Annotated in this window: 10 protein-coding genes; 3 read left to right on the forward strand and 7 right to left on the reverse strand. The window is 67.2% G+C overall.

Annotated elements, in window-relative coordinates; all coding sequences use genetic code 11:
- Positions 1-13: 13 nt before the first annotated feature.
- The gene (locus tag LGY53_RS18840) at positions 14-1,273 is read right to left on the reverse strand and encodes an alpha/beta hydrolase (protein ID WP_225727955.1); all 1,260 of its coding nucleotides are present in this window, start codon (positions 1,271-1,273) and stop codon (positions 14-16) included.
- A 94-nt stretch (positions 1,274-1,367) separates the two neighbouring features.
- Between LGY53_RS18840 and LGY53_RS18845 the strand changes: the two genes are divergently transcribed.
- Positions 1,368-1,823, forward strand: a complete 456-nt coding sequence (locus LGY53_RS18845) for a MarR family winged helix-turn-helix transcriptional regulator (protein WP_167472033.1) — start codon at positions 1,368-1,370, stop codon at positions 1,821-1,823.
- A gap of 44 nt (positions 1,824-1,867) precedes the next feature.
- Here the strand turns inward: LGY53_RS18845 and LGY53_RS18850 are convergent, their stop codons facing one another.
- The 6 genes from LGY53_RS18850 to LGY53_RS18875 form a co-directional block, all read right to left on the reverse strand.
- Positions 1,868-3,505: a long-chain fatty acid--CoA ligase gene (locus LGY53_RS18850; protein ID WP_225727956.1), complete on the reverse strand. Its 1,638-nt coding sequence runs from the start codon at positions 3,503-3,505 to the stop codon at positions 1,868-1,870.
- A gap of 32 nt (positions 3,506-3,537) precedes the next feature.
- On the reverse strand, positions 3,538-4,836 hold the full coding sequence (locus LGY53_RS18855; protein ID WP_225727957.1) for a serine hydrolase: 1,299 nt from the start codon (positions 4,834-4,836) through the stop codon (positions 3,538-3,540).
- 123 nt (positions 4,837-4,959) lie between these two features.
- On the reverse strand, positions 4,960-6,102 hold the full coding sequence (locus tag LGY53_RS18860) for a cation diffusion facilitator family transporter (RefSeq protein ID WP_225727958.1): 1,143 nt from the start codon (positions 6,100-6,102) through the stop codon (positions 4,960-4,962).
- The gene (locus LGY53_RS18865) at positions 6,099-6,497 is read right to left on the reverse strand and encodes a metalloregulator ArsR/SmtB family transcription factor (protein ID WP_225727959.1); all 399 of its coding nucleotides are present in this window, start codon (positions 6,495-6,497) and stop codon (positions 6,099-6,101) included. Before LGY53_RS18865 ends, LGY53_RS18860 begins: the two co-directional genes overlap by 4 nt.
- A 90-nt stretch (positions 6,498-6,587) precedes the next feature.
- Positions 6,588-6,980: an SCO5389 family protein gene (locus tag LGY53_RS18870; protein WP_167472037.1), complete on the reverse strand. Its 393-nt coding sequence runs from the start codon at positions 6,978-6,980 to the stop codon at positions 6,588-6,590.
- 65 nt (positions 6,981-7,045) lie between these two features.
- Complete coding sequence (locus tag LGY53_RS18875) at positions 7,046-8,092, reverse strand: nitronate monooxygenase family protein (protein WP_225727960.1); 1,047 nt, start codon at positions 8,090-8,092, stop codon at positions 7,046-7,048.
- Between the two features lie 204 nt (positions 8,093-8,296).
- On the opposite strand from LGY53_RS18875, the gene LGY53_RS18880 reads away from it, so the two are divergent.
- Positions 8,297-9,130 (forward strand): M23 family metallopeptidase, encoded by an 834-nt coding sequence (locus tag LGY53_RS18880; RefSeq protein ID WP_225727961.1) that lies wholly within the window; start codon positions 8,297-8,299, stop codon positions 9,128-9,130.
- Positions 9,131-9,171: 41 nt separating this feature from the next.
- Entirely contained in the window at positions 9,172-10,155 is a 984-nt protein-coding gene (locus LGY53_RS18885; RefSeq protein WP_225727962.1) for a LuxR C-terminal-related transcriptional regulator, read from the forward strand.
- The last annotated feature ends 141 nt before the right edge of the window (positions 10,156-10,296 follow it).

Genomic DNA, 10,296 nt, shown 5'->3' on the forward strand with positions numbered 1-10,296 from the left:
ACGGCGACCCTGGTCACCGACTGGAACGGACTGCGGTGAGGGCGGCGGGCGTGGTGCCGAGCCACCACTGCGGATCCGCCGTGCCGTCGGTGGTGCGGCCATCGCGGTGGACGTAGTGGCGCACATCGCGATTCGGTTCGGCGAATTCGCCGTCGAGCGCGCGTTCCAACCATTCGGCGCCGAAGCGGAAGACCTCCGCGGCGACACCGCCGAGCGGGTGGAATTCGCCCTCGTAGACGCGAATCTCCTTGGGCGCCTGGACCAGTTCGTAGTTTGCCAGGGCCTGCTCCAGCGGGGTGAGCTCGTCGAATTCGCCGATGCCGTACAGCACCGGGCAGGTGATGTCGGCGACGAGGTCGCCAATTGGCATGTGCGCGGCCAAGTCTCGGTCGAAAGCGGACTCGTCGGTGTAGCCCGACATGTACATGTAGTTGTTCTTGAAGCTGGGTTGCGCACTCTCGAAGATGGTGCGGAAGTCACCCGTCGGCGCCTCGAAGGCGGCGAGCGCGGCCAGCCGCCGATCGGTGGCGGCGGCACGGGAGCCCCAGTAGCCGCTCATGCTGATGCCGAACATGCCGATGCGGTGCGGGTCGACCTCGGGTAGCTCGGTGAGGTAGTCGAGGAAACGGCCAACGGCGCGTTCATAATTGGTGAGGTCGACGGTCAGTCCATTGGCCCGGCTCTCGCCTTGGCCGGGGCCCTCGATGGAGAGTGCGACGATGCCGCGCGCTGTGTAATACCGCTCGGCGGTGTGGATGTAGTCCTCTTTGATCATGTCCATGCCGGGGCCGAGGATGACGGCGGGCGCGTTGCGCACCGGTCCCGCGGGCAGGTGTAGCAGTCCGAAGATCCGCTTGCCGTCGAAGTCCAGTTCGACGCGCCGGACCAGTCCGCCGCGCAGTGCGCCCAATCGTTCGACGCAGTGGTTGGTGCGTGCGCGGAAGGCAAGTTTGCGCGGATCGGCCGCATCGAAGATCGAGTACTGCGCCCGGCCCCACATCACCGCGGCCCTCGTGTAAAGGTCGGCGGCGGTGCGGGCGAAGCCATTGCGCTCGTGATGAGCGGCGCGCTCCTCGGCCTGCTCGGCGATGGTCGCCCAGGCTTTCGGCAGCATGGCACCGCTCTTGACCATGGCGAAGACCTTGTCGAAATCGGTGTGGTCGCAGCCGAGCTCTTCCAAAGTGCCCCTGGCCTCCGGGTGTAGTGCGTCGAAACCGCCCTGCGCCAAAGCGATATCGAGGGTCCAGCTCTGTCCGACGGAACGTGCGGTCATCGGGTGATCCTTTCCAGTAAGCTAAGTACTTATCTATTAAGTACTTAAGATATGCTGGCTGTCAACCGTCAGCTCGAGATGGAGAATCGGCGTCATGTCAGGATCGGAATCGGCCGACCGCGCGGCGGCCCTGGACCGGCTGGGTCGCGCGGCCTACCGGCTCAGCGCCGCGGATTCGCGGCTGCGTGGCCGCGCGACCCGCGCACCGGATGCCCTCTCGCTGACCCACGCGCGCGCCCTTCGAGTGCTCTACGAGCAAGGGCCTATGTCGATCGGGCAGCTGGCGCTCGGCACGGAAACCACGGGGCCCGCGACGACGCAGTTGGTCAACGGTTTGGTCGCGGCCGGATACGTCACGCGCGAGCGCTCGGCGCAGAGCAAACGCTCGGTGGTGGTCGCGCTCACCGATGCGGGGCGGGTGCGGTGCCGCGAACGCTTGGATGCGATGGCCGAGGCGTTGCGCGCGGAACTGGAGGACTACGACATCGCCGCGCTCGACTTCGCCACCGAGATGCTGCAGCGGATGATCGCTATATACGACCGGCTCTGAGCCCGGATTCCATTGCCACGCAAGGAATCCGGGCTACCCGCCGATCAGGCCAGCTCGGTGACGGTCAATTCGCCATCGGCGAACTGGGCACGCAGCCGCTTCTTGTCGAATTTGCCGACGCTGGTCTTCGGGACCTCGGTGATGAACGTCCAGCGTTCCGGCAGTTGCCATTTGGCGAACTTGTCGGACAAAAACTCGCGCAGCTCTTCGGGTTTGGCGGCGGCGCCCTCGGCGAGTACCACCGCGACCAGCGGGCGCTCGTCCCACTTCTCGTCCGGCACACCGATCACCGCGGCCTCGGCGACGGCCGGATGGCCCATTACCGCATTCTCCAGATCGACCGAGGAGATCCATTCGCCGCCGGACTTGATCACATCCTTGGAGCGATCGACCAGCGTCAGGAAGCCGTCGGGGCTGATCTTGCCGACGTCGCCGGTGCGCAGCCAGCCGTCGTCGAATTTCTCCGGATCGACCGGCACACCGTCGGGCGAGTAGTAGGAGGCGGTGATCCACGGACCGCGAACCTCCAACTCGCCCCAGGCTTGTCCGTCGTTCGGCAGTACGGTGCCGTCGTCGGCGACGAGCCGTGCCTGCACGCCGGCCGGGAATCGGCCCTGGGTGATCCGGTACGCCCACTCCTCTTCCTCGCTCAGCCCGGCGGGCGGATGGCAGACGCTGCCGAGCGGCGACATCTCGGTCATACCCCATGCGTGCACGACGCGGACGTTGTGCCGGTCCTGGAAGGCGCGCATCATCGAGGGCGGCACGGCCGAACCGCCGACCACCACCGCGCGCAGATGGGTGATGTCCTGCGGTTTGGCCGCCAGCGCCGCGAGCACCCCGCCCCAGATCGTCGGCACCGCGGCGGCGAAACTCGGCCGCTGATCGGCCATGCACTCCAGCAGCGGCCCCGGCTGCAAGAAGCGGTCCGGCATAAGGAGATTCGCGCCCGCCATGAGGGCGGCGTACGGCAGGCCCCAGGCATTGGCGTGGAACAGCGGGACAATGGCCAGGATCTGATCGGTCGGGTACAGGCCCATCCCGTTGGGCGAGACCACCTGCATCGCGTGCAGCCAGTTGGACCGGTGCGAGTACACGACGCCCTTCGGGTCGCCGGTGGTTCCCGAGGTGTAACACATTGCGGCGGCGGACTTTTCGTCGATCACCGGAAAGTCGTAGGTATCCGGCTGTGCGGCGAGGAGTTCGGTATACGCGTGCACCTGGACGCCGTCGGGCGCGGTGAGCGTGCCCGCGTCGCCGTTCACCACGATGACGTGGCGCACCGTCTTCATCTTCGGCAGCAATTGGTTGAACATCGGCACCAGCGAACCGTCGACGAGCACCACCTGATCCTCGGCGTGATTGGCCACGTAGATCAGCTGATCGGGGAACAGCCGGATGTTCAGCGCGTGCAGTACCGCGCCCATGGCGGGGACCGCGATATAGGCGCACAGATGCTCGGTGTTGTTCCACATGAACGTGCCGACCCGGTCACCGATGCCGATACCGAGGCCGCGCAACGCATTCGCCAACCGGGCCGCGTCGACGCCCAGCTCGCGATAGGTCTTGATGCGCACGCCGCTGCCGGTCCAGGTCGATACGGTGGAATCGCCGACGAACGTCGATGCGTAGCGCAGCAACGTGGCGAGCGAGAGTTGCTCGTCCTGCATGGTGCTCAACATCGCCAAACTCCTTTTTCTACAGTGGCTTTCGCTCAGAAGGCCATGTCGGACGCGCGCACCTTCGGGGTGGCCGCGGTGATTGTGTACAGCAACCCCACCCAGCGGATGAGCTCCGGATACAGGATCGGCTTGCCGCTGGTGAGCACCGCGCAGGACAGCGCCCGCTCGGGATCCGTCCACGCGGCATTGTTCGTGAAACCGAGATGCCCGAAGGCGCGCCTGGTGTCCGGGCCGTACAGGCTCACCACCCGGCCGCCGAGCATATGGCCGTAGCCGAAGCCGAAGTTCATCCCGAGCGAGAAATCGGGTTCGATGCGTGACTGCGGAACAAGCGCTGCCGCAATGGTTTCCGGTCGCATCACCCGATGACCGTCGAGTTCGCCGCCCCTGCGGAAGATTTCGTAGAACCGGGAGAATTCGTTCGCGGTGCTGACCACGTTCGCCGCGGGCGCGATGATGCCGAGATAGGCCGGATCGTTACCGGTTTCGACGGCCTCCGCGTACGGCACCCCGAGTAGTCGTTCGATGGCGGTGGACAGTGGCGGCAGTACCGGCGCCCCAGTTACGTAATTGCGCGCGAGGAGCGGGATATACCGCTGCGCCACACCGTAATTGGTCCAGCGGAAGCCGAGCGGCCGCAGTATTTCGGTGTCGAGGACGGTGCGGATGTCGCGCCCGGTGACCCGGTGCACCACTTCGCCGAGGATGAAACCGCCGGACAGCGCGTGATACGACTGGAACCGGCCCGGCGGCATCGATGGGTGCACCGCGCACAAATTCCGTACCAGCACTTCACGATTCGCGATGGCCTCGGGTACGAGGGCGGCGCGCGGTAGCCCGGCCACCCCGGAGCGGTGCGCCAGCACCTGCCCGATGGTGATGGATTCCTTTCCGTGGCAACCGTATTCGGGAATGTAGCGGCAGACCGGGGCATCCAGTTCGAGCAGGCCGCGATCCACGAGCAGGTGCACGACGAACGCGGTGACGCCCTTGGACGCGGAATAGGTGACGAACGGGGTGCGCGGCGTCGCAAGCACTTTCGGGGCATCCGGTGCATCATCGGGTCCGTTGCCGCGGGCATGCCCGAGCGCGCGATCGAACACCACCTTGCCGTGCCTGCGGATGCACACCTGCACGGCTGGATGCGCCCCGCTGCGATAGACCAGCCGCATGCGCCGCCAGATCTGCTCCGGGTAGTCGGGCGGCAGTCCGGCCTCCGCCGGATCCACCTCCGGCCCGATGCTCGCGACGGACTCCAATTCGTCCGGGATCCGGCTCCGGCGGAGCAGGGCCGGCGGGATCGGCAGGTTCCGTGCGCGCGTCAGCATCATGTGGCAGAACCAGCCATGATCCACATCACATCGGGGATGCTACCCAAGGGTAGCCGTCGCGGGTATCCGGACCGGGAATCCGTCGCCACACCGATAGCGCGCCGGGCAGTCGGGGTCGGGTGGTCAGCCTGCGTGTGCCGGGTAGGCGTGCACCAGGGCCGTATCGAGCCGGGGGACCGCGTGCGTCAGCGTATGTTCGGCCTCGTGCGCGACGTGGTGCGCGTCGGCGAGCGAAATCGTCGGCGGCACATCGAGTTCCACATCGGCGTGCAGGCGGTGCCCGATCCAGCGCATGCGCAGGCTGCGCACCCCGAGCACACCGGGTTCGGCCGCGAGCGCGCGCTCGGCGGTATCCACCAACTCCGGGTCGACGGCGTCCATCAGCCTGCGCACCACATCGCGCACCGCCGTGCGCAGCACCGCCAGGATGGCGACCGTGATCACCAGTCCGACTATCGGGTCGGCGAGCGGGAATCCGAGCGCGACACCGCCCGCGCCGACCAGCACCGCCAGCGAGGTGAAACCGTCGGTCCTGGCGTGCAGTCCATCGGCCACCAGCGCCGCCGATCCGATCCGCCTGCCGACCCGGATCCGGTAGAGCGCCACCGTCTCGTTGCCGAGGAATCCGATCAGACCGGCGGCCGCGACCCAACCCAGATGGTCGATGGACACCGGATGGATCAGGCGACGCGCCGCCTCGTACGCGGCCAGCAGCGCCGATATCGCGATCATCGCGACGACGAACAAGCCGGCCAGATCCTCGGATCTGCCGAAGCCGTAGGTGTAGCGCCGGGTCGCGGCCCTGGTGCCGAGCGCGAACGCGATCCACAGCGGCACCGCGGTCAGCGCGTCGGAGAAATTGTGAATTGTGTCCGCCGCCAAGGCGATCGAGCCCGAGACGAGGAATACCGCGAGCTGTAGTGCCGCGGTGATGGCGAGCACCGCCAGGCTGATCTTGACCGCGCGGATGCCGATCGCGCTGGCCGCCAAGGCATCATCGACGCTGTCGGCCGAATCATGGCTGTGCGGAACGAATATCTCGCGGAGGATGCCGCGGATCCCGCCGGGATGCTCGTGCTCGTGCGGATGCCCATGGCTGTGCCCGTCCGGATGGCTGTGTGCATGCGCGGACGTGTGCTCATGCTCGTGGCTGTGCGTGTGCTCGCCCGAATGTGTGTGCCCGTGCGCGTAGCGATCACTGTGATCATGAATTCGGCTGGCGTCGTGCGTGTGATCCCCGCCGTGCCCGCGCTTCAAGTGGCTCATGCGCCCGCCTCCGCTCGTCGATGCCGGGCCAGCTCGCGCACCCCGGCCGTGCCCTGGTGATGTGCGGGCACTCCGGGTCCGGCGTGTTCGGCGTTGTACACCGCGTCCAGCACCAGCTGCCGGATGTGTTCGTTCTCCAGGCTGTAGAAGATGGTGGTGCCGGACCGGCGGGTGCGCACCAGCCGCGCCATGCGCAGCTTCGCCAGATGCTGGGATACCGAGGCGGCCGGTTTGCCGACGCATCCGGCCAGGTCGTTCACCGACAGTTCGCGGTCGACCAAGGCCCACAGCACCTGTACCCGGGTGGCATCGGCCAACATCCGGAATACCTCGACGACCAGGGCCGCCTGGTCCTCGTCGAGCGGGGGCCGCCCTCCCTGGCTATCTGCATTCATACGTAGATAATAGGGCATGGGGTGGCGATGTCGCATGAAAAACCCCGGCGCGGCTCTAATTCGTTGCCGCGCCGGGGTTTACCCGATTTTTCAGCAGTTACGCAGTTCCGGGCTCTGATTCAGCAGCTGGGCCCGGGTGCCGATGAATTCGGTGTAGGTCTGACCGCCGACCGCGGCCAGCGGGAAGGCTGCCACTCGGTGGCAATTCTGGAAGGCGAGCTTCACTCCGAAGTGGCGCTCCAATCCGCCGCGGATCGCGTCGGACGCCATGGCGCGCAGCAGCTGGCCGCGGGCCGTCTCATCCGGCGGTGGAACCACGTTGTCGGCGAATTCTGCTGTACCGGAACGCAATTCACCGGCCACCCGGCTGACTACCTCCCAGGCGTACGGCAGCGAATTGCGTACACATTCGACGAAATCGGCGTCGTCGACCTCGCCGCGCTCGGCGCGTTCGAGTAGTGCGGCAGGAACATCGAGGGACATGTGCGCTCTCCTCCTGAATGGAGTGGAATACTGCGATGCCCAATGATTCTAAACGAAAGTCGTTGTCAACAACCCTGAATCCGTTCCGAAAGTGCAGTGGTCAGTGCGGTTTTCGTCTCGGCGGCCAGCTGTCGGACGAGTTCGCCGGCCGGTAGCTCGGCCGCGAGCTCATGGGTCTGGCCGGCCCACAGGTTGACCGCATCCGGATTGCCCGCGGCGCGGGCGGCGGCGCGCAATGGCGCTGTCGCGTAATGGATCTCGGGGTAGGCCACCGGGGCGTCCGCGCTGTAGTCGGTCATGAACCGGTTGCGCAGGCCGCGGGCGCGCCGACCGGTGAAGGCGCGGGTGAGCATGGTCGGGGTCGCGGTGCCGATGGCGGCGCGGTGCACCGGATTGGTGCCCGCCTCCGGGCTGCGCAGGAAGACGGTGCCGAGCTGCGCGGCCGCCGCGCCCGCGGCCAGCGCCGCCGCGATGCCCGCGCCGGTGCTCAGACCACCCGCGGCGACCACCGGCAGATCGACGGCCGCCCGCAGCAGTTGCAGCAGCGCGAGCAGGGTGAGCGGATCGGTGTCATCGGCCGCCACCGAATCGGTGAAGGTGCCACGGTGCCCACCGGCCTCGGCTCCCTGGGCGACAAGGACATTCGCGCCGGCCTCGGCCGCGGTCCGCGCCTCGGCCACCGAGGTGACGGTCACCCAGACCTCGGAGCCGACGGCGCGCAGCCGCGCGATCTCGGCCGCGGATGGACAGCCGAACGTGCACGACACCACCGCAACCGGTTCCGCGACAAGCAGATCCAGTTTCGCCGTCCAGTCGTCGGTGTCGAATTTCGGTGTGCCGAGCTCGAATTCGCCGCGGAGGCGGTCGAGGAACGCGGCGTATTCGGTCTGCGGCGTCGGTGGGCCCGGCACGAACAGGTTGACGCCGAACGGTGCGCTCGTCAGCGCTCGGGTGGCCTTGATCCGGGCCGCGGTGTCCGCGGCGGTGAGGTATCCGGCGGCGACGAAGCCGAGGCCGCCCGCCTCGGTGACCGCCGCGGCCAATTCGGGTGTCGAAGGTCCGCCCGCCATGGGGGCGAGAACGATCGGGACGCGTATTTCGTCGAGGATCACTGCTCCAGTGTCACCTAGTTGAAGCTGTGACCCCGCTCTCACCAGCGGTGATAAATCGGAAGGTTGCGGAATGGTCACGACGGGGTAGAGTTCCCGTCACAACGGATGCCGAATCGTTACATCGACCGACACCCAGCAGAGTGTTACCGACGCTAGGACAGAGCTTTGCCGCACCATCGAGTTGGTCCCAGTTCCGTTACCGTCATGAGCCTGGTTGGCGACGGCGTTTCGGTTCGCCCGAAGCGGCACCGCGCCGAACCGGCCACCAGCGATCGGGTGAAGGTCGCCGCGGGTGTCGCGGTTGCCACCGGTGCGTTGATCGGCACCGCCACCCAACTTCTGCCCGCCGTCGCGGGTGCGACCCCGATGCTCCCCGGCTCGCATCACCACGGTGACCAGTCCGGCAGCATCAAGTTGCAGACCAAGACCGAGCCGGTGGCCGAGACCACCCAGGTCGCCACCCCGGTCGCCGATGCCGCCCCCGCGCCCGAGGCGCCCGCCCCCGCTCCGGCCGCTCCGGTCGCCGCACCCTTCGGTCTGCAGAATCTGCCGCCGGAGGTCGCCGGTCCGCTGGCGCAGGCCGAGCAGGTGATCAAGGGACTGCAGCAGCAGATGACCCCGGCGCCGCCGCAGCAGGCGGTCCGCCCGGTGGGTGGCGAGATCAGCTCCGGATTCGGCTCTCGCTGGGGCGAATTCCACTACGGCCTCGATTTCGCCGATCAGCTCGGCGCGCCGATCCACTCGGTGAGCAGCGGCACCGTCATCGACGCGGGCCCGGCCTCCGGCTTCGGTCTGTGGGTGCGGGTGAAGCAGGACGACGGCTCCACCGCGGTCTACGGTCACGTCAACGAGTTCTTCGTGCATCCGGGTCAGCGGGTGAATACCGGCGATGTCATTGCGACAGTTGGCAATCGGGGTAACTCGACCGGTCCGCATCTGCACCTGGAGATTTGGGATCCGTCGGGCACGAAGATCGACCCGTATCCGTGGCTGGCCGCGAAGGGTGTTCCGATGCAGTGGGGCCCCACGCCGCACTGATCGGCTCACGTAAGGACCTATCGGTCATTAGGCTCGGGCAGGTGACCGAGCTGGGCGACATTTTCGAAGCGGGATCACCACACGGGCGGGCATACGCGGTGCTGGTGCATCATCCTCGATCGAGTTTGGCCGAAATCGCGCAGTACTTGGGCGTTTCCACCGAGACCGCCGCCGTGAGCCTGGACGTGCTCGCCGAATTGCAGGCCGCCGTCCGCATCATCACCCCGGAAGGGGGTGTGGTGTGGGACGCGCACGCACCGGAGTCGCTGTCCGAGGCCGAGGCCCGGCGCAGGCAGCACGAGATCAACCAGATGCACACGGCCGCAGCGCGTCTCAGCGAGACCTTCCGTTCGGTGCGGCGCTCGCCGCGCAGCAACGGCGCCGTGGTCCCGGTATTCGAACGCCTGGAGATGCTGGCCGATTTCGAGGAGATGCAAACGGCGGCGCGCAAGTGCGTCAAGGTGATCGAGCGCGGCCCGTACCTGAGTGATCTGGAGCGGGAACGACAGTTGTTCCTGCTCAAGCGATCTCGGCTCGGTGACGGCATCCGCTACCAAACCCTCTATCAGGACACGATTTACCAGGACGCGGAACGTCTGCGTCATGCGCTGTCCACGAATGCCAGTGGCGCGCAAGCCCGTACGTTGCCCGAACCGCCCTTCAAGTTGATCATCAGTGATGACGAGCGGGCCAGCCTGGTGCTGCACGTCGACGAGCGCCGCCCCGATCCGATGGGCCTGCGCATCACCGGCTCACCCGCGCTGGACATGCTGGTGAAGACCTTCGATGTGCTGTGGTCGCTGGCCGCGCCGATTTCGGTGAATCCGACCGCGGAGGCGCTCGACGAACGCGACCGCGCCATTCTCACGCTGATGGGACTCGGCGCCACCGACGACACCATCGCCAGGCGGCTCGGCATGTCTCGCCGCACGGTGGTGCGGCGCACCGCCCGGCTGCTGGAACGACTCGGCGCGAGCACCCGCTTCCAAGCGGGTGTGCAGGCGACCAGGCGCGGCTGGCTCTGACGAGCCGCATCGAAACAGGCTCCGACACTTGGTAATTCCGGCACAGATAGCCGGGGCCCTGGTTGTCGGGGCTTTCGGGCCGCACTCCGTGCTGGTTATCTCTCCGCCGTAGCCCTGCGGTTGGAGTTTCGGCCGGGCCGG

Origin of the sequence: Nocardia sp. JCM 34519.1 (assembly GCF_020361265.1) — a bacterium.
GTDB lineage: Bacteria > Actinomycetota > Actinomycetes > Mycobacteriales > Mycobacteriaceae > Nocardia > Nocardia arthritidis_A.